Source organism: Sphingobium yanoikuyae (genome assembly GCF_013001025.1).
GTDB classification, from domain to species: Bacteria; Pseudomonadota; Alphaproteobacteria; order Sphingomonadales; family Sphingomonadaceae; genus Sphingobium; species Sphingobium yanoikuyae_A.
On record NZ_CP053021.1, the window covers coordinates 4,327,368 to 4,346,588 of the forward strand.

General features: G+C 65.1%; 19 protein-coding genes. 6 read left to right on the forward strand and 13 right to left on the reverse strand.

Features of this window, described 5'->3' with window-relative positions:
* Positions 1-75: 75 nt before the first annotated feature.
* Positions 76-1,362: a tRNA uridine-5-carboxymethylaminomethyl(34) synthesis GTPase MnmE gene (gene mnmE, locus HH800_RS20865; protein ID WP_169862201.1), complete on the reverse strand. Its 1,287-nt coding sequence runs from the start codon at positions 1,360-1,362 to the stop codon at positions 76-78.
* Positions 1,363-1,620, reverse strand: coding sequence for a DUF6489 family protein (locus tag HH800_RS20870; protein ID WP_004209166.1), 258 nt, complete (start codon positions 1,618-1,620; stop codon positions 1,363-1,365).
* A 164-nt stretch (positions 1,621-1,784) separates the two neighbouring features.
* Here HH800_RS20870 and HH800_RS20875 point away from each other — a divergent pair, with 164 nt between their 5' ends.
* From HH800_RS20875 to HH800_RS20890, 4 genes are all read left to right on the forward strand, one after another.
* Positions 1,785-2,486 carry a dienelactone hydrolase family protein gene (locus HH800_RS20875; protein ID WP_169862202.1) on the forward strand — a complete coding sequence of 234 codons (702 nt, stop codon included), beginning with the start codon at positions 1,785-1,787 and terminating at the stop codon, positions 2,484-2,486.
* Positions 2,487-2,506: 20 nt separating this feature from the next.
* Positions 2,507-3,457: a quinone oxidoreductase family protein gene (locus HH800_RS20880; RefSeq protein ID WP_169862203.1), complete on the forward strand. Its 951-nt coding sequence runs from the start codon at positions 2,507-2,509 to the stop codon at positions 3,455-3,457.
* Positions 3,458-3,585: 128 nt separating this feature from the next.
* Positions 3,586-4,617 (forward strand): IS110 family transposase, encoded by a 1,032-nt coding sequence (locus HH800_RS20885; protein WP_020818605.1) that lies wholly within the window; start codon positions 3,586-3,588, stop codon positions 4,615-4,617.
* A gap of 344 nt (positions 4,618-4,961) precedes the next feature.
* A complete protein-coding gene (locus tag HH800_RS20890) occupies positions 4,962-5,984 on the forward strand; it encodes a phytanoyl-CoA dioxygenase family protein (protein WP_169862204.1) in 1,023 nt (340 codons plus the stop codon).
* A gap of 39 nt (positions 5,985-6,023) precedes the next feature.
* On the opposite strand, the gene HH800_RS20895 is transcribed toward HH800_RS20890, so the two are convergent.
* Together HH800_RS20895 and rho are read right to left on the reverse strand one after the other, a co-directional pair.
* Complete coding sequence (locus HH800_RS20895) at positions 6,024-6,743, reverse strand: YjbE family putative metal transport protein (RefSeq protein ID WP_004209170.1); 720 nt, start codon at positions 6,741-6,743, stop codon at positions 6,024-6,026.
* A gap of 116 nt (positions 6,744-6,859) precedes the next feature.
* Complete coding sequence (gene rho / locus HH800_RS20900) at positions 6,860-8,116, reverse strand: transcription termination factor Rho (protein ID WP_004209171.1); 1,257 nt, start codon at positions 8,114-8,116, stop codon at positions 6,860-6,862.
* Between the two features lie 278 nt (positions 8,117-8,394).
* Between rho and HH800_RS20905 the strand changes: the two genes are divergently transcribed.
* Positions 8,395-9,360 carry a retroviral-like aspartic protease family protein gene (locus HH800_RS20905; RefSeq protein WP_169862205.1) on the forward strand — a complete coding sequence of 322 codons (966 nt, stop codon included), beginning with the start codon at positions 8,395-8,397 and terminating at the stop codon, positions 9,358-9,360.
* A 9-nt stretch (positions 9,361-9,369) separates the two neighbouring features.
* Here HH800_RS20905 and HH800_RS20910 read toward each other — a convergent pair whose 3' ends face one another.
* From HH800_RS20910 to HH800_RS20935, 6 genes are all read right to left on the reverse strand, one after another.
* On the reverse strand, positions 9,370-11,463 hold the full coding sequence (locus tag HH800_RS20910; protein ID WP_169862206.1) for a transglycosylase domain-containing protein: 2,094 nt from the start codon (positions 11,461-11,463) through the stop codon (positions 9,370-9,372).
* 190 nt (positions 11,464-11,653) lie between these two features.
* Positions 11,654-12,058: a peptide-methionine (R)-S-oxide reductase MsrB gene (gene msrB / locus HH800_RS20915; RefSeq protein WP_004209174.1), complete on the reverse strand. Its 405-nt coding sequence runs from the start codon at positions 12,056-12,058 to the stop codon at positions 11,654-11,656.
* 43 nt (positions 12,059-12,101) lie between these two features.
* Positions 12,102-13,130, reverse strand: coding sequence for a DNA polymerase III subunit delta (gene holA / locus HH800_RS20920; protein ID WP_169862207.1), 1,029 nt, complete (start codon positions 13,128-13,130; stop codon positions 12,102-12,104).
* Complete coding sequence (gene lptE / locus HH800_RS20925) at positions 13,127-13,687, reverse strand: LPS assembly lipoprotein LptE (protein WP_037508875.1); 561 nt, start codon at positions 13,685-13,687, stop codon at positions 13,127-13,129. The genes holA and lptE overlap by 4 nt, the downstream gene beginning before the upstream one ends.
* Before the next feature lie 64 nt (positions 13,688-13,751).
* Positions 13,752-16,265 carry a leucine--tRNA ligase gene (leuS, locus tag HH800_RS20930; protein ID WP_169862208.1) on the reverse strand — a complete coding sequence of 838 codons (2,514 nt, stop codon included), beginning with the start codon at positions 16,263-16,265 and terminating at the stop codon, positions 13,752-13,754.
* Positions 16,266-16,368: 103 nt separating this feature from the next.
* Positions 16,369-16,815, reverse strand: coding sequence for a DUF3576 domain-containing protein (locus HH800_RS20935; RefSeq protein ID WP_004209178.1), 447 nt, complete (start codon positions 16,813-16,815; stop codon positions 16,369-16,371).
* Between the two features lie 234 nt (positions 16,816-17,049).
* Here HH800_RS20935 and HH800_RS20940 point away from each other — a divergent pair, with 234 nt between their 5' ends.
* On the forward strand, positions 17,050-17,778 hold the full coding sequence (locus HH800_RS20940) for a hypothetical protein (protein WP_004209179.1): 729 nt from the start codon (positions 17,050-17,052) through the stop codon (positions 17,776-17,778).
* Positions 17,779-17,839: 61 nt separating this feature from the next.
* Here the strand turns inward: HH800_RS20940 and HH800_RS20945 are convergent, their stop codons facing one another.
* The 3 genes from HH800_RS20945 to HH800_RS20955 form a co-directional block, all read right to left on the reverse strand.
* Complete coding sequence (locus tag HH800_RS20945) at positions 17,840-18,259, reverse strand: putative quinol monooxygenase (protein WP_235681931.1); 420 nt, start codon at positions 18,257-18,259, stop codon at positions 17,840-17,842.
* On the reverse strand, positions 18,246-18,569 hold the full coding sequence (locus HH800_RS20950; protein ID WP_010335771.1) for a carboxymuconolactone decarboxylase family protein: 324 nt from the start codon (positions 18,567-18,569) through the stop codon (positions 18,246-18,248). The genes HH800_RS20945 and HH800_RS20950 overlap by 14 nt, the downstream gene beginning before the upstream one ends.
* 95 nt (positions 18,570-18,664) lie before the next feature.
* Positions 18,665-19,219, reverse strand: coding sequence for a thiamine phosphate synthase (locus HH800_RS20955; protein WP_169862209.1), 555 nt, complete (start codon positions 19,217-19,219; stop codon positions 18,665-18,667).
* Between the last annotated feature and the right edge of the window lie 2 nt (positions 19,220-19,221).

Below are 19,221 nucleotides of genomic sequence, written 5' to 3' on the forward strand. Positions count from 1 at the left end.
AGATTCAGGGGCCTGCGGTCAAAAGCGTTCCACGTGGAACATCGCACTATCAGCCATCACACGCGGAAATTTCGCTCACTTCCCGATACAGAATCCCGAGAAGAGCCGGTCGAGCATATCCTCGGTCCCCGCCTGTCCAGTCAGCGCATCGATTGTCCGCCGCCCCAGGCGCAACTCCTCCGCCAACACCAGTAGGTCGCGGGCGCCGCCTGCAGCGAGCAGATGATCGTGCAGCTGACGCACACCGTCCCGTTGCCGCGCATGCAGGGCATAGTCGCCCTCGCCCGGCAGCAGCGTCGCCGCCCGATCGAGCAGCATCGTCACAAGCGCGTCCATCCCCTCGCCCGTCCGCGCCGACAGACGCAGGCCGGGCCGGTCGGAACCATATAGCGCGACATCGCTCTGCGCCGCGATCAGCAGCACATCCTCGCGTGGTGCCTCGGCCGGATCGCCCAGCCACAGGATGATGTCCGCCGCCTCCAGCGCAGCGCGTGCGCGATCGATGCCGATCGCCTCGATCGCGTCGCCGGTCTGGTCGCGCAGTCCGGCCGTGTCGGTGAACAGGAAGGCGGTGCCGCCAATCGCGGCGGGCACCTCGATCCGGTCGCGGGTGGTGCCGGCAATGTCGGACACGATCGCCGCCTCTCGCCCGACCAGGCGATTGAGCAAGGTCGACTTGCCGGTATTGGGCGGCCCGGCCAGCACGACGCGAATGCCGTCGCGCAGCCGCTCGGCAGAAGGCGCCGACAGCAGCGCGCCGACATCATCTGCCAGTGCCATCACCCCCTGCCCGATCCGCGCCTCGATATCGGCGTCGGGCACATCATCCTCGTCGGAGAAGTCGAGCGCAGCCTCGGCCATCGCCGACAGGTCGAGCAGCCGCATGCGCCAGCCATCGATCCGCTGCGAGAAATGGCCCTCCATCATCGCCAGCGCCGCACGCCGCTGCTGTTGCGTTTCCGCCGCCAGCAGGTCAGCCAGTCCCTCCACCTCGTTCAGGTCGATGCGGCCATGGGCAAAGGCGCGGCGGGTGAATTCGCCCGGAGTTGCGCGGCGCAACTGCGGCATCGCCCCCAGCGCCGCCTCGACCGCCGCGATCACCGCCCGGCCGCCATGGCAATGCAGCTCGGCCATATCCTCGCCCGTCACGGTGCGCGGCCCCGGCAACCACAAGAGCAGCGCCCGGTCGAGCGGCGTACCGTCGCGCGGATCGCTCAGCAGCGCCAGGCTCGCCATGCGGGGGGTGGGCAGTCGCCCGGCCAGCGCCTGCAACGCCGTGCCCGCCATCGGGCCGCTGACGCGCACCACGCCAATCCCCGCCGGCGGCGCGCCGCTCGACAGGGCGAAGATCGTCTCGCTCACTTAATCCTTCTTGTCGCCATTCTTGCCTGCCATGCCGGACAGGCCGATATCCATCATCTGCTTGAACAGCCGCACACCGGCATCGCCCATTGGCGAGAAGCTCTTGAACAGCGTCTCCATCTGCTCGACGCTGCCAATGCCGTCCATGCTGTCGAGCATGGTCTTGATATATTTGTCGTGGATGGGGCTGACGTCCGGCAGGCCCAGAAAGGCGCGCGCCTCGGCCGGGGTGCAATCCACGTCGACGGTCACTTTCATCTGCTGCCCTTCCCTGTCGCGGTCATCCGCCTGTCGCTCCATCTCATGCCGCAAACAGGCCGGCGATGGCAAATTTTTTGGGCGCGACAGCGCGCTTGCACCCCTCGCCCAAGGCGCCAATATGCGCCTCGACCTAACAGACTCCCAAGGCGGAAGGATATCCCATGGCAGACTATATTCCGATCAAGACGCTGGAAGGCGACGGCCAGTTCGACGCCTATGTCGCCACGCCCGACAGCCCGGCCAAGGCGGCGATCATCGTCATCCAGGAGATTTTCGGCGTCAATGAAGGCATCCGCCGCAAATGCGACAGCTGGGCCCGCGCCGGTTATCTGGCGATCGCGCCCGACCTGTTCTGGCGCATCGATCCGCATATCGAGCTGGACGCTGACATCCCCGAGCAGATGCAGCAAGCGCTCGACTATATCCCCCGCTTCAACCAGGATCAGGGCGTCCGCGATATCGAGGCGACCATCCGCGCCGCCCGCGCCATGCTGGAAGGCCCGGCCAAGGTCGGCGTCGTCGGCTATTGCCTGGGCGGCCGCGTCGCCTTCATGACCGCCTGCCGCACCGATGGCGATGCCTTTGTCAGCTATTATGGCGTGGGCATCGACGGACTGCTGGGCGAGCAGCATGCCATCGGCAAGCCGACCATGCTGCATATCCCGACCAACGACGGCTTCGTCCCCGCCGATGTGCAGGCCAAGATGCATGACGGGCTGAAGGACAACCGCCACGTCACCCTGCATGATTATGAAGGGCTGGATCATGGCTTCGCTGCCGAGATGGGCGATCGCCGGGTCGAGGAAGCCGCCCAATTGGCCGACCGTCGCACAGCCGACTTCTTCGCGCAGGCCCTCGCCTGATGTCGGGTGATGCATGGCGAATGATCGTCCGGGCCCATGGCGGCCCCGAGGCGATCGAACGCGAGCGTTTCGATCCGGGCACGCCCGGTGAAGGCGAGGTGCTGATCGCGCAGGATGCGGTGGGCCTCAACTTTATCGACACCTATTATCGCACCGGCCTCTACCCCGCCCCCCTGCCCCTGACGCTGGGATCGGAAGGTGCGGGCCATGTCGTTGCGGTTGGTGCGGGCGTCAGTGGCATTGTCGTGGGCGACAAGGTCGGCTGCGCCGCCGGCCTGGGCGCCTATGCCACCCACCGCATCGTTCCGGCCGATCGCGTGGTGCGCATCCCCGATGCGGTCAGCACGCGCGATGCCGCCGCAATGATGCTCAAGGGCATGACCGCCTGTTATCTGGCCGAGGACATGATCGACCTGCTGCCCGGCGATGTGGCGCTGGTCCATGCCGCCGCCGGCGGTGTCGGATCGGTGCTGGTGCCCTGGCTGCGCGACAAGGGCATGGTCGTGATCGCCCATAGCGGATCGACCGAAAAGGCGACCAGGGTCGAAGCCGACCACAGCCTGTCCGGCCCGCTCGACGATCTGGCAGCGCAGGTGCGTGACCTCACCAGTGGCAAGGGTGTCGCCGTCGCCTATGATGGCGTCGGCAAGGATAGCTGGGCCGCATCGCTCGCCAGCCTGCGCCGCCGCGGCCTGCTGGTCAGCTATGGCAATGCGTCGGGTGCCGTCCCGCCGATCAGCCTGCTCGATCTCAGCCGCAACGGCTCGCTCTATGTCAGTCGCCCGACCCTGTTCGACTATGTCGCGACGGCGGAAGATCTGGCCAACACCGCCGAACGCCTGTTCGACCGTATGGCACGCGGGATCGTGTCAGCACAGATCGGCCAGAGCTTCGCGCTCGCCGACGCTGCGGACGCCCATCGTGCGCTCGAAGGGCGCCAGACGACCGGCAGCACCATCCTGATCCCCTAAGCCTCTGGCTCATCTACATAATCCTATCAGGGACGGCATTTTCACATGCCGTCCCTTATGGGATGGCCCGCCCCTTTTCCCCGGCATCAGGTATGATGCCGGTGCTTGAAAAGGAAAGGAGCGGACCGATGTCTATTGTTATCCTTGGCGTTGATTTGGGCAAGAATGCCTGCAGTGTCGTAGGCGTTGATGCAGCAGGCGCTGTCATCGTGCGTAAGTCGATGCGCCGACAGACACTTATCGATTACGTGACCAAGCTTCCGGCTTGCGTGATTGCAATGGAGGCGTGCTGTGGTGCCCACAACCTTGGTCGCCTTTTCGCCGCGCAGGGGCACGAAATCAGATTGATGTCGCCGGAGTACGTACGCCCGTATGTCAAAGCGCAGAAGAATGATGATCGTGATGCGGAGGGGATTGCCGAGGCCGCCTCGCGCCCGACTATGCGCTTCGTCGAACTCAAGACTCAGGAGCAGTTGGACATCCAGACCCTCCACCGCGTCAGGTCCCGCCTGGTAGCCGAGCGCACAAACCTTATCAACCAACTGCGGGCGATCCTCCTGGAGCGGGGGACCATTTTTCCGGCCGGCCGGCGCAAGCTGGAGTTGGGCATTGATGCCATGCTGGCCGCCGAAGATACGGCCCTATCACCACGCTTGAAGCAACTGGTGGGTGAACTGCGCGCCGAATGGCACGAACTTGATACCAAGGTCGAGGCACTGAACGGCGAGTTTGTCGAACTGGCTCGCAATGATGCAGCTGCCCGGCGGCTCACGTCCATCCCCGGCATCGGCACGTTGAACGCAACCGCTTTGATTGCAGCCGTGGGCGATGCCAGCAGCTTTGCCAAAGCGCGAGACTTGGGTGCTTGGCTCGGCTTGGTACCCAGGCAACATACTACCGGCGGCAAGCCCCGGCTGCTCGGCATCTCCAAGCGTGGCAACACCTATTTGCGCACTTTGCTCATCCATGGCGCCCGGGCAGCATTACCGTCACTGGCGCGCAGCGAAACCCCGCTGGGACGTTGGTTGACAGGAATGATCGAGCGAGGAGTTCATCGCAACGCAATCGTCGTCGCATTGGCTAATAAACTGGCGCGGATCGCTTGGGCAGCCCTTCGCAAAGAAGTGAGCTTCGAACGCGGCTATCCAGCAGCGGCATAACGGATCGGCTGCGTGCTTCTGCGCGCGTAGCCCAACGATGTTTGCAGGAAGGATCGTGAAGATGGCCTGACAGTCGATCGGCGTCTGGAAAGCCCGGGCAAAAAAATGGCACCTGTTGCCGGTTCCCTTATTGTGGCTCCAGACGTGCGGATGTCCATCTTGGCCACGGGATGCTCCCGTGAGACCGCATACGTTGACGCAGACTGATCAGAACACCGTAAAATCCTACTTGCAAACGGGGCGGGCCATACGTTTTTTTGTGCAGGCGGTCTGCCCGCCCTTCCCTATTGATCGCCATTTGCAGTATCCGACAGGAGATGCAGCCGTCCCGGAAGAACAAGAACATGCCCCGATTGGCCAAGCTGATCCTGCTGCCATGGTGGACCCTGCAGCTGGCGACCGGCGCCAAATCCTTTCTCGATAATCCGCTAATCGGTTCGTCCCGGCTCAATGCGCTGGGCCTACATGTCGGGCGCGTCAGGCTCGCCCAATGGATGACAGCCCGTCGTCGATCCCGTCTCGCCGCAAATCTTTCCGCAGCCGATCGTCATGCCTTTGATCGTGACGGTTTCATCGAGATTCGCGACTTCCTGCCGCCGGAGCAGTTTGCTGCCCTGCGCGAGCAGATTGCAGCCTATCAGGCTGTTCCACGTGAAATGGCACAGGGCCACACCATCACCCGCCGTTACGCGCTGGACGGGGCTGCACGGCGCGCCATGCCCGCTATGGCCCGCTTTCTCGATCATCCCCGCTGGCGTGCGCTGGCGCGCTATGCCGCCGGCTTCAACGTCGAGCCGCTGATCTACATCCAGACCATTCTCACCCATCGGCGGGACGGCGCGCCCGATCCGCAGACCCAACTGCACGCCGATACCTTCCATCCCGCGATGAAGGCCTGGCTGTTCCTGGAGGATGTCCCGGCCGAAAGCGGTCCCTTCACCTATGTGCCCGGATCGCATCGCTTGACCCCCGCGCGCGCGGCCTGGGAGAAACAGCGCAGCCTGACAGCGCGTGATGGCGATTGCCGCCTGTCGGCGCGCGGATCGCTGCGGATCGACGAAGCGGAACTGGCCGGTCTTGGCCTCCCCCCGCCGCGCCAGTTTCCGGTCCCTGCCAACACATTGGTGATCGCCGACACTTTCGGCTTCCATGCGCGCGGAGAAGCGGCGCAGCGTTCCACCCGCGTCGAACTCTGGGCCTATGGCCGGCGCAACCCCTTTCGTCCGCTGGTGGGGCTCGACATTTGGAGCCTGCCCGGAATCACCGAACGGCGCATCAACCTGCGCTGGGGCCTCCGCGACGCCGTGGCGCGCTGGATCGGCCACCCCTGGCGGCCCGCCGGCATGAAAAGGCCCGCCGACGACTGAGCGTGGGCGGGCCGATTGCGACAGCGTCGATCAGATCGATCAGAAGAGCGTCAATATGCCCACCGACCGGTCCATGATGCCGTCATAGATCATCGAGCAGGCAACATAAACGATCACCGCCAGGCCAAGATAGGCCAGCCAGCGGAAGCGCTCGATATATTTGGCGATGATGTTCGCCGCGATGCCCATCATCGCCACCGACAGGATCAGGCCGATGATCAGGATGCCGGGATGCTCCCGCGCGGCACCGGCCACGGCCAGCACATTGTCCAGGCTCATGCTGACGTCGGCGATCGCCACCGACCAGGCGGCAGCGGCAAAGCTCTTGGCCGGGCGCACGCCCGACACATCATCGTCGCTCGGATCGTCGGGCGTATGCGCGCCGGCATTGGGCCGCAATTCGCGCCACATCTTCCAGCTGACCCACAGCAGCAGCAGGCCGCCGGCCAGGATCAGGCCGACAATCTGCATCAATTGGCTGACCACCAGCGCAAAGCCGATGCGCAGCACCAGCGCAGCGATGATGCCGATCAGGATGACCTGCTGGCGCTGCTTGGGCGGCAGGCCGGCGGCCAGCGCGCCGACGACGATCGCATTGTCGCCCGCCAGCAGGATATCGATCATCAGCACCTGGCCAAAGGCGGCCAAGGCGCTGGGCGTCCCGATATTGCTGAAGTCGTTGACGATATGCTGCCAGATATCCGCCGGGGAACCGAGCCCCTGGGCGGCCGAAGCGGCGGTGGCGATAAGGTCGAGCATGACGGCCTAACGTCCCTGTATGTGAAAATGAAGAAAGCCGGACCATATACATGGCCCGGCTCTCACCGCAAAATATATGGCAGGGTAGCTGCACATCCGCGCAGCCGCCGCCGCGCTTACTGGTTCATGGTCGCGAAGAAATCCTCGTTGGTCTTGGAATCCTTCATCTTGTCGAGCAGGAATTCCATCGCGTCGACCGTGCCCATCTGCATGAGAATCCGGCGCAGCACCCACATCTTGCTGAGCGTCGGCTTCTCGACCAGCAGCTCTTCCTTGCGGGTACCGGACTTGCCGACATCCAGCGCCGGGAAGATGCGCTTGTCCGCAACCTTGCGGTCCAGCACGATTTCCGAGTTGCCGGTGCCCTTGAACTCTTCGAAGATGACTTCGTCCATGCGGCTGCCCGTATCGATCAGCGCGGTCGCGATGATCGAAAGCGAGCCGCCCTCCTCGATGTTGCGCGCGGCGCCGAAGAAGCGCTTCGGGCGCTGCAGCGCGTTGGCGTCGACACCGCCGGTCAGCACCTTGCCCGACGACGGCACGACGGTGTTGTAGGCGCGGCCAAGACGGGTGATCGAGTCGAGCAGGATGACGACATCCTTCTTGTGCTCGACCAGGCGCTTGGCCTTCTCGATCACCATTTCGGCGACCTGGACGTGGCGGGTGGCAGGCTCGTCGAAGGTCGAGGAGACAACCTCGCCCTTCACGCTGCGCTGCATGTCGGTAACTTCTTCCGGACGCTCGTCGATCAGCAGCACGATCAGGAAGACTTCGGGATGATTGTCGGTGATGGCCTTGGCGATGTTCTGCAGCATCACCGTCTTGCCGACGCGCGGCGGCGCGACGATCAGCGTACGCTGGCCCTTGCCCTGCGGCGAGACGATGTCGATGACGCGGGCCGACTTGTCCTTGATGGTCGGGTCCAGCGTGTCGAGGCGCAGCTTCTGCTCGGGATAGAGCGGGGTCAGGTTGTCGAAATTCACGCGATGGCGGACGACGTCCGGATCATCGAAATTGACCGACAGCAGCTTGGTCAGGGCGAAATAACGCTCGCCATCCTTGGGCGCGCGGATCTCGCCCTCGACCGTGTCACCGGTGCGCAGGCCGAAGCGACGGACCTGGTTCGGCGAGACATAGATGTCGTCGGGACCGGCCAGGAAATTCGCCTCCGGGCTGCGCAGGAAGCCGAAGCCGTCCGGCAGCACCTCGATCGTGCCCTCACCCATGATCTGCGCGCCATTTTCGGCCTCGGCCTTCAGGATGGCGAACATCAGATCCTGCTTGCGCAGGGTCGATGCGCCCTCGACGCCCAGTTCTTCCGCCATAGTGACGAGGTCGGCGGGAACTGTCTTCTTGAGGTCCTTAAGATGCATTGCGAGTCGGTCCGATGGAGTGAGGGATAGAATAGCCGGGTAAGAAAGGAGATTTTGCCCGGTCAATGTCTCGGGAAAGCCTCGCGCCGGACGGGCGAGGGGAATAGTCGGCGTTTAGCGAGCGCCCGGCCCTCAAGTCAAGCGAGGACATTTCCCTATTCCGCCTGAAATCATGGGCGATCCGGGGATTTTCGACAGGTGGTGCCCCATCTGCGGCGATGGACGACATATCCTGCCCCATGATATGATGAGACATAAAATATCGGAAGGATGAGGAAATGCGTTATTTCCGTGCCCTGATGGCGATCGCCACGGGCGCGCTCACCGCGCTGCCACTCGCCGCGCAGGACAGCCCCCCGCTCGATCCCGATATACCCCCCACCGTCGTCCGCACCGGCCCCTCGCTCGACGACCGAGTCACCATTCCCATCAATATCGACGGCAAGGGGCCGTGGAACTTCGTGATCGACACCGGCTCGCAGCGCACGGTCATCGCCCGCGACCTGGCCGACCGGCTCGCGCTGCCCAATCGGCGGATCGTCACCATCCTCAGCATGACCGGCAAGGCGGAGGTGCCGACCGTCGCCGTGCCCCGGCTCGGCTTCGGCGCGACCACGGTGGACGATATAGAGGCGCCGGTGCTGAATGGCGAGCATCTGGGCGCCGCCGGCCTGCTCGGCCTCGACAGCCTGCATGCCAAGCGGGTGCTGCTCAATTTTCGCACCGGCCGGATGGAGATCAGCGAAAGCCGCCGCCTGCCCCCGCGCGATCCCGACGCGATCATCGTCGAGGCGCGCCGGCGCAAGGGGCAGCTGATCCTGCTCGATTCCGACGTCAACGGGATGAAGGTGAACATCATCCTGGATACCGGCGCCAATTTCAGCGTCGGCAATCTGGCGCTGCGCGACAAGCTGGTGCGCAAGAAGCGCGCGCCCACACTGCTGCAGGCGAGCCTCATCAGCGTGACCGGCGACACGCTGACCGGCGATGTCGGGCGGCTGGATTTCGTGCGCATGGGTCGGGTCAAGCTGACCGGCGTGCCGGTGCTGTTCGCCGAGGCCAGCCCCTTTGCCGAGCTGGGCCTGGCCGACAAGCCCGCGCTGATGCTGGGGATGAACGCGCTGCGGCTGTTCGACCGGGTGGCGATCGACTTCGGCCGGGGCAAGGTGGACTTCCTGCTGCCCGATACCGGCGCGCTCGATCCGGTCCGGTTGGCCGCCTCAGCGCCCCGTCAGGGACGCTGAGGCACCGGATCAGGGATTATCGGGTCGCTGCTGCTGGGCCGGCTGACGCTGGCGCGGTGTGCGGCCCAGCACATTGTCGATCCATTGCTGGTCCAGACGCGGCGGCGCCGGGCGATCGGCCGGATCGGGCTGAGCCATATCCTCGCCATCCTCCGCCTCGCTGCCGGCCGGCCGGGCACGGTCGATCGGCAGGCCATTTTCATCGACCATCATGCCGCCTTCCATGCCGTTATCCGGCTGGCCGTAATAGGCTTCCTCGTCCGGCTCCAGCTGCCATTCGGGCAGGGTGACCTGGGTCTCGAACTGCTCCACCGGCCGCTTGGCGACGGCGACCTTCATATAATCGGCGAAGGCGTGGGCCGGCGCGCGACCGCCATAGAGCGAAGGCACCGCCTTGGCGTCATCGCGACCGACCCAGACGCCGGTGGTGATGCCGCTGGAAAAGCCCAGGAACCAGCCATCCTTGCCGCTGTTGGTGGTGCCGGTCTTGCCCGCGACCGGGCGTCCGATCTGTGCCGCCTTGCCGGTGCCGGTGCTGACCGCCGTCTGCATCAGGTCGGTCATGCCCGCCGCGACCCAGGGCGCCACCAGCACGCGGCTGGTATCGTCCTGATGCTGGTAGAGCATCCGCCCGTCGGCGGTCGTCACCTTGGTGATGCCATAGGGGGTGACCGCCACGCCCTTGCGCGCGATCGAGGCGAAGGCGCGGGTCATGTCGATCAGCCGTACGTCCGACGTGCCCAGCACCATCGAGGGGTGGGTGTTGATCGGCGTGGTGATGCCGAAGCGGCGCGCCATATCGGCGACGGTCGGGAAACCGACCTCCACGCCCAGCTTCGCCGCGACCGTGTTGATCGAATAGGCAAAGGCAGTGCGGATATCGATCGCACCGGCAAAGCGACCATTGCTGTTGCGCGGGCTCCAGCCATTGATCGTCACCGGCTCATCGGTAACGCCGGTATCGGGCGTATAGCCTGCCTCCAGCGCCGCCATGTATACGAAGATCTTCCAGGCCGAACCGGGCTGACGCACGGCGGTCGTCGCGCGGTTATAGTTGGACGTCACATAGTCGAGCCCGCCGACCATGGCGCGCACCGCCCCGTCGCGGTCCAGGCTGACCAGCGCGCCCTGCATGCCGTTCGACACATTGGCCTTCACCGCGGCGGTCGCGGCATTCTGCATGCCAAGATCGATGGTGGTATAGACTTCCAGCGGCTCATTGGGCTCGTCGATCAGCGTGTCGAGCTGCGGCAGCGCCCAGTCGGTGAAATAGCGCACGCTGTTCTGCGGCGGCTCGGGCGCCATGCGCACGCCGTCCAGATTGGCATTGGCATGATCGGTTGCGCTGATCTTGCCATTCTCCTGCATCAGGTCGAGCACCACCCCGGCGCGGCCGATCGCGGCCTCGGCATCGGCGGTGGGGGAATAGCTGGACGGCGCCTTCACCAGGCCGGCGATGATCGCCGCCTCGGGCAGGTCCAGGCTCTGCGCGGGATGGCCGAAGAATTTGCGGCTGGCAGCGTCGATGCCATAGGCCCCGCCGCCGAAATAGACTTTGTTGAGATAGAGTTCCAGGATCTGCTGCTTGGAGAATTTGCGCTCCAGCGCCATCGCCAGCACCATCTCGCGGACCTTGCGGCCCCAGCTATAGCTGTTGTTGAGGAAGATGTTGCGCGCGACCTGCTGGGTGATGGTCGACGCCCCCTGCCAGCGCCGGCCGCTGCCGCGCCGTTCCAGCGCGACCCAGGCCGCGCGTGCCATGCCGACCGGATCGACGCCGGGGTGCATGTAGAAACGGCGATCCTCGGTCGACACCATCGCATCGACCATGACCGAGGGGATCTGGTCATAGCTCAGCCAGCGGCCGAAGCTCGGCCCCAGGGAGACGATGACCGATCCGTCCGCCGCATGGACGCGGATCATCTGGCCATTGGGGGAGGATTTGAGGCTGTTATAGTCGGGCAGCGACTGCATCGCGATGAACACGGCGACGCCGATCGCGACCAGACCGGCAAAGGCGCCGACCAGACCGATCTTTAGCCCGCGCACCAGCCATTTCTTCGCCTTGCCCGGCGCCTTCTTGCTCTTGTCAGATCGTGCCATTTGCCGCCCCGGATACGCGCTATTACCGGCCCGGACCAGCGCAAATCAGGGCGCTCGTCCGGAAAACTCCCCGGTCTGTAAGGATGATGCGGCTTTACCCGCGATGAATATTATCGGTGGAGGTCCGAACAAGCCGGGGCGGGCGAGTCATACTGCCCCCGCCCCGCAGCGGTCCGTCCCTCTATCGTTCCTATTCCGCGTCGTCGCGCGACTTGAAATCCAGCGACGCGCTGTTCATGCAGTAACGCAGGCCGTTGACGCCGGGGCCGTCAGGGAAAACATGGCCCAGATGGCCCTCGCAGGTGGCGCAGCGCACCTCGGTGCGGATCATGCCATGGCTGGCGTCGCGAATTTCCTCGACCGCGTCGATATCGACCGGCGCGGTGAAGCTGGGCCAGCCCGACCCGCTGTCATATTTTTCCTCGGCATCGAACAGCTCCGCGCCGCAACCGGCGCAATAATAGACGCCGTCGGCCTTGTTGCTGTTATATTTTCCGGTGAAGGCCCGTTCGGTGCCCGCTTCGCGCAGCACATGATATTGTTCGGGGGAAAGGCGCGCACGCCATTCGGCTTCGCTCAGGTCCAGCTTTTCCATGGCCGCAATATGGCGTCCGCCGAAGCCCTTATCAAGTCCGCGATCAGGCCCGCTCGCGCGCCGCCTGTCGGGCGATCGCCAGCAGCTCGTGCCGCACCAGCAGGTCGCCCAGCCCCTTGCCGCCGCGGCTGGACCGTTCGGCCTGGGCCAGACGCTGGATGACGCGGGCGATGCCGGTCGCGTCCCACAGCCGCACCTGGCGGGTGACCAGGCCCTTCTCCTTCCAGAAGACCGCCTTGCCGGCCGATTCCACCGCCGCCTCCAGCCGGCCGCTGCTGTCGAAATCGGCGCGGATATTGGCGATCAGCATGGCGCGGGTCAGCAGCGGCCGGATCACCGACGCCATGGCCGCGCCGATCTCCGCCAGATTGTTGAGTTCCTTGTGCATCGCCCTGAGGTCGCCGCCCAGCACCGCATTGACCAGCGGCGCGGCATCGGAATCGGGATTGTTGGCCGACAGCGCATCCAGCGCCTCCGCCGTCGCCTCGCGCGGCTGTTCCGGCGCGGCGTCGAGATAGAGGACCAGCTTCTCGATCTCGATTCCCATCAGCGCCCGGTCGCCATTGGCGAGGTCGACGATGCGGCGCGCCAGTTCCTGCGGCAGGCGCAGGCCGTTCTCGCGCGCGGTCGCCATCGCGATCTGCTCCGCCTCGCGAGCATCGGGCTGATAGGAGATGAAGGCCATGCAGCCCTTATGGTCGAGCGCCAGCTTGACCAGCTTCGACGTCGCCTTGAGCGCGCCGGCGATCGCGATCACCGGATTGCCCGCCGCCTCCGCCTCCAGCAACGCCGTGACCGCCGGCAGCGATTCGTCGCCCATGCCGTTGATACGCACCCAGCGCTTGTCGCCGAACATGGAGAAGGATGCCGCTTCGTCCGCCAGCCGTGCCGGATCCTCGCGCAGCGTGGCCACGTCCAGGTCGACCCGCTCGGCCCCCGGCCCCATCGCCCGCTCCAGCCGCCTGGCAAGCGCCGTGCTGCCTGCCTCGTCAGGACCATGGAGCAGGAAGAAGCGGATATCCGACGGCGGCGCGTCGAGCGCCTTTTCTATCTGGCCGCGATTGGCTTTCACTGGCCGGTCGACGCCGCCGACGATGGGGCTGGCGATGGCGCCGCCTGGGCACCTTCCTTGCGCGTCGCATACAGCGCCAGGCGGGTGACAATCTGGTCGGCGACGATCTCCGACAGCCGCTCCAGCGCCGTGTCTTCGGCCGCGATCGTCGCATATTCGCTCGACGTCGCGTTGATGCCGGCGTCCGACCCGGCGCTGTCGTCCAGCACCTGCGCACCGGTCGCTTCATCGATCAGCTGATAGCGCGCCCGCAGCGTGCGCCGCTCACGGGTGATGGCCGCGTCGGACCGCAGACCGAAACCGCTGATCTGGTCGTCCAGCTTCACCACCAGCTTGTAGCTGGGGCCGGAACCATTGCTGATCGCGCCAAGCCGGTCGTTGAGGGCGTTGCGCATCAGCCAGCCGCCCTTGCCCGCAATATCCTGCACCTCGACATGGCCCAGCCCCTGCGCCACCGCGCCATGGCTGCCGCCGCCATAGACCGGGCGCAGCCCACAGGCGGTGAGAAGAGGTGCGGTGAGAAGAGTCAGGGCGACGAGGGGAAGGATGCGCTTCATGGGCATGATCCTTATCCCGTCACCCCGCCCTTGTCGAACCAAAGGTCGGGGTGACGGGCACAGGTCAGATGACCAGATTGACCAGACGATCGGGCACCACGATCACCTTCTTGGGGGTGGCGCCATCCAGCGTGCGAACGACGTTGGGGGCCGCCAGTGCCAGCTTTTCCAGCTCGTCCTTCGGCGTGCCCTTGGGCACGGTGATGGTGTCGCGCAGCTTGCCCATCACCTGGCAGGCGATGGTCACTTCATCCTCGACCAGCAGCGCCGGATCGACCGCCGGCCAGGCGGCTTCGGCGATCAGGCCCGGCTGCGCCATCTCGGCCCAGCCCTCTTCGGCCAGATGCGGGGTCATCGGCGCGACCAGCAGCGCCAGCGCGCGGATCGCCGCGGTGCGGCTGGCCGACGGCTTGGCCTTCTCGATCGCGTTCACCAGCTCATAGATCTTGGCGACGGCCTTGTTGAAGCCCAGCGCCTCGATATCCTTGGCGACGCCGTCAATCGTCTGGTGCAGCTTGCGATCCAAGGCCTTGTCCTGGCCTTCCGCCGCCGCATCGGCTTCGCCGAACAGGCGCCAGACGCGGTTGACGAAGCGCCAGCTGCCCTCGATGCCGGCCTCGGTCCAGGGCAGGTCGCGCTCGGGCGGGCTGTCCGACAGCATGAACCATCGCACGGCGTCGGCACCATATTGTTCGATGATGTCATCGGGATCGACGACATTCTTCTTCGACTTGGACATCTTCTCGACGCGGCCGACCGTGACCGGCGCCCCGCTCTCGATATGGATATAGTCGTCGCCGGACTTCTTGATTTCCTGCGGCGACAGCCAGCTGCCATCGCCGGCCTTGTAGGTCTCGTGGGTCACCATGCCCTGCGTGAACAGGCCGGTGAAGGGCTCGGCAAAACCCAGCTGGCCCATATGCTGCAGCGCACGGGTCCAGAAACGCGCGTAGAGCAGATGCAGGATCGCATGTTCCACGCCGCCAATATATTGGCCGACCGGCAGCCACTGCTCCACGGTCGCGCGATCGAACGGCTTGTCGTCGGGCTGGCTGGCGAAGCGGATGAAATACCAGCTCGAATCCGCGAAGGTGTCGAGCGTGTCGGTCTCGCGCCGCGCCGGCTTGCCGCAGGACGGGCAATCGACATGCTTCCAAGTCGGGTGGCGGTCCAGCGGATTGCCGGGAATGTCGAAGGTCACATCCTCGGGCAGCTTCACCGGCAGCTGGTCCTTGGGCACGCCCACCACACCACAATCATCGCAATGGATGACCGGGATCGGGGTGCCCCAATAACGCTGGCGCGACACGCCCCAGTCGCGCAGGCGGAACACGGTCTTGCCCGCGCCCCAGCCTTCACCCTCGGCGCGCGCGATGACGGCGGCCTTGGCGGCTTCGACGGCCATGCCGTCCAGGAAGCGCGAATTCACCAGATGGCCGGGGCCGGTATAGGCCTCGTCATGGATCGGCTTGTCGGCTTCGCCATCCAGCGCGACGACACGCTCGACCGGCAGCATATATTTGCGCGCGAAGTCGAGGTCGCGCTGGTCATGCGCGGGCACGCCCATGACGGCGCCGGTGCCATAGTCCATCAGCACGAAATTGGCGATGAAGACGGGCAGGTGCCATTCCGGATCGAACGGATGCGCGACCGTCAGGCCGGTGTCGAAGCCCAGCTTCTCCGCCGTTTCCAGCTCGGCGGCGGTGGTGCCGCCTTCCTTGCACTTCTCGATGAAGGCAACGGCATCGGGATTGTTCGCGGCGACGGCCTGCGCGACCGGATGGTCGGCGGCGATCGCAACGAAGCTGGCGCCGAAGATGGTGTCGGGACGGGTCGAATAGACCTCGATCTCGCTGTCGAACGGCGCGACCGGCTTGAAGCTGAACTGCAGGCCGACCGACTTGCCGATCCAGTTTTCCTGCATCAGCCGGACCTTGTCGGGCCACTGGTCGAGCGTCTGGAGGCCCTCCAGCAGATCGTCGGCGAACTGCGTGATCTTGAGGAACCACTGGTTGAGCTTGCGCTTCTCGACCAACGCGCCCGAGCGCCAGCCGCGCCCGTCGATCACCTGCTCGTTCGCCAGCACGGTCATGTCGACCGGATCCCAGTTGACCTGGCTTTCCTTGCGATAGACCAGGCCGGATTCCAGCATGTCCAGGAACAGCGCCTGTTCATGGCCATAATAATCCGGCTCGCAGGTGGCGAGTTCGCGGCTCCAGTCGATCGCGAAGCCCAGCTTCTTCAGCTGCGCGCGCATATTGGCGATGTTGGACCGGGTCCATTCGCCCGGATGCACCTTCTTTTCCATCGCCGCATTTTCGGCCGGCATGCCGAACGCGTCCCAGCCCATCGGATGCAGCACTTCATGGCCGGTCATCCGGCGGAAGCGCGCCAGCACGTCGCCCATCGAGTAGTTGCGGACATGACCGATATGGATGCGCCCCGACGGATAGGGGAACATCTCCAGCACGTAGCTGCGCGGCTTCGTCGAGGCATCGTCCGCCTTGAAGCTCTGCTTCTCGTCCCAGACGGCCTGCCAGCGGGCGTCGGCCTCCAGCGGGTTGAAGCGCCTTTGCATGTCATGTCCTTACAAATGCAAGCGGGCTGGGCTCTGTGAAAGCCCAGCCCCGATGGTTTGAAAACAGGGCGTTACCGTATCAGTCGCGCCCGAAAGGGGTGGTTCAGCCGATCGCCATGCGGCGCAGGTCGCGCGCCTTGGTCAGGATGATCTCTTCCAGCTTCTGCACCGTCGCGGCCTGCACCGGGGCATCGACCCACTGGCCATTCTGGTTGACCTGGCGGCTGGCGGCCACGCGCAGCGCGTCGGCGCGCAGATCCTGGTCCAGGATCGACACGGTGACCTTCATCCGTTCACTCGGCGTGTTGGGATTGGTATACCAGTCGGTGACGATGACGCCGCCGTTGGAATCGGTCTGCACCATCGGCATGAAGGACAGCGTATCCAGGCTGGCGCGCCACAGATAGGCGTTGACGCCGATGGTGGTGACCTTCGACGCGGCCAGATCGGCCTTGGGCCGTTCCTTCGCGCCGCCCCCGCATGCGGCAAGCGGCAGGAGCGCAGCCAGCAGAAGACCGGAGGAAAGGGTAACGGGAAGGCGACGGACCATCAGGCATGTCCTAGCTTGAAAAAGACGAAAAACGCCCCGCTTCTATAGTCGACGCGCGCCATTGGGCAAGGGGGCGCGCGGGTCCGACACGCCACGGATCGTCGCAACCCGTCCTCGGAGTCTGTGTGCTCTGTGCAACAGCTCAGACAAAAAGCGGATAGCGCCTCTGGTCAATGGCGCTTTTTGGTGTCTAATGCGTCTTGAAAAATAACCGGTGGGGAAGAGATTCGAATCATGCGCGTGAAACGGGGACATTTGGCATTGGCAGGCTCGGCAATCGCCGTCGCTGGCTTCATGCTGTCGCCCGCTTTTGGCGCCGCAACTGATCTCGTCCGCATGCGTGAGGAAGCCCCGGTGTCGCTCGGCGCGCTGGGCAGCATTTCCTCCTTCACCCCCACGACCAAGGATTCGCGACTGGCTGCGGCCTATGCGAAGATCGCCGCCTCGGCCGGTCGCCAGAATTTCCGTTTCACGCCGACCAGCGGTTCGCTCAGCGGCCAGCGGTCGATCACCGTCATGGTCCGCGCCAGCGACGTCGATCGCGTTGCCGCCAACCGTTCGGTGGTCCCGGTCAACATCGCGCCCGTCAGCTTCAGCCTGAACGGCGAGCATGGCTGGCGCAAGTTCGCCCTGCCGGAAAATACCGGCCGCAAGGCGCTGGATCCGGTGCCTGTCGAAACCATGGTCGATGCGAAGAATTTCTCGCTGGATGATGGCAAGAAGGATCGCTTCAGCACCAAGGTGCTGCTGGAAAGCCGTCGCGAGCCGACGGCGACCGTCCGCAACCCGAGTGCGGACAAGGATTATTCGCTGGATCTGGCCAGCTCCTATTCGCTGACCCGCAACCTCAACGTGACAGCGGGCATCCGCTACAACAACAGCGTTGCCGGCCGCCTGACCCCGATGACCGACGAGCGCCAGGACAACCAGGCCGTCTATCTGGGCACCATCTTCAAATTCTGATCGCCTGAAAAGGCAGGGATACGCATGATCGGCATCGCCTGATGCCGATCGCTCCAACGCGTCAACAGTAACTGCCGCCACCCTTGGCGCAGAGCATGACCGGCTCCGTCTCGATCAGGCGCAATGACTGCACCATATCGGCAGTGCCCTGCTTATATTTCAGGAAATGCGGTGTCTTGAGATGCGCCTGATAGGCCGCGTCGCTGGCATAGACTTCCAGCAGGCGGATGCTCGCCGGCTTTCCGGCGATCGCCACCGCCGACAGCGACAGCACGCCCGGCTCCTGCGCCACCGATGCGGCAATCTCCTCGCGCAGATAGGCCTTATAGTCCTCGATCTGCGCCGGATCGATCTCCAACTCCGCGATCCGCACGATCGGCTTTTCCGGCGCGGCCTGCGCCTTGGCCTGTCGCCCGGCCCCGACGCCCAGCATGAAGGCGGCCAGCGTCAATGCGCCCACCGCCGCCTTAGTCCTGCGCATCGTCGAACAGCTTGCGGGCGATGCCCAGTGCGGTCATCGCCGGCGGCCAGCCGGCATAGAAGGCCAGATGGGTGATGGTCGCGATGATCTCCGCGCGCGTCAGCCCATTGTCCAGTGCCCGCTGCAGGTGAAAGGGCAGCTCATTGCCGCGATAGAGCGAGATGAGGCTGGTGATGGTGATCAGGCTGCGGTCGCGCGGCGACAATGCCGGATCGGCCCAGACTTCGCCGAACAGGGTCTTGTCGGTCATTTCCGCCAGATGAGGCGCCAGATCGCCAAAAGATCGGCGCGCGTCGGTGGGTTCGGTCATCTCGGGTCTCCGCAAAAGGAACGGCGTCCCCCAGCCTAGCCGACTTATCCACAGGCTATTAGGCCCGCATCCGCGCTAGGCCCCATGACCCGGATTCATATATGGTCGGTCAGTCCGTCGATCGCCGCCCAGCCCGCCGCGCCGATCCCGCGCAGCATATGCCGGTGCTTTGCCCTGATCCCGCCCAGCGCGATCACCGGCGCCTTCGCCTGCCGCGCGAGCGCCGCAAAGCCGATCCGCCCCAGCGCCCCGGCACCAGGATGCGACCGGGTCGGGAGCAGCGGCGACAGGAAGACCATATCCGCGCGCGCCGCCGCCTGAAGCTCCTGCCGGTCATGCGCCGCCTGGCTGTGGATAAGTCTGTGGAAATTTTTCGCCCCATCCCGCCCATGCCAGCCATCCGCGCGCCAGGCCGCCGCCGTTCGCGCGTCGCCCGCCAGCATCAGCACCAGCCGCCGCCGCCGCGCAACTGCCCGCAATGCCTCGAACAGCGCGCGTCGTTTCACCGCTTCGGTATGATAATGGCGAAAGACGATTCCCGCGCGGCCGCGTGGCAAGCGCGCTGCCGCCGCCAGCAATGACGCATCCTCCACCCGCTCATCGGTCATCAGCCAGAGGCCGGGCAGTTTTTTGCGGTGGCGGGCGTGCATGG